The sequence below is a fragment of the Photobacterium sp. R1 genome, from assembly GCF_054600795.1.
The window spans coordinates 1-247 of the sequence record NZ_BAAHZP010000825.1; the positions used below are offsets into that span (position 1 = coordinate 1).

Genomic DNA, 247 nt, shown 5'->3' on the forward strand with positions numbered 1-247 from the left:
CTTCGGTAATACGCAGGCGAGGGCTGTCCAGACGCGCACTCAGTGAAGCACGCATGGCTGAATCGGTGCGGGCACAGATTTGCGCCATGATGGTGACAGCTTCAATCGGGTACTTACCTTTCGCCGACTCGCCAGACAGCATCACGGCATCAGTACCGTCCATGATGGCGTTGGCAACGTCACCGGCTTCCGCACGGGTCGGACGCGGGTTCTTGATCATAGAATCCAGCATCTGAGTGGCTGTGAT

Annotated in this window: 1 protein-coding gene; it reads right to left on the reverse strand. The window is 57.9% G+C overall.

All coding sequences use genetic code 11. The annotated features are described in order from the left end of the window. The coding region (locus ACYP03_RS27375; RefSeq protein ID WP_459782855.1) for a pyruvate kinase at positions 1-247 on the reverse strand (247 nt) is incomplete at both ends.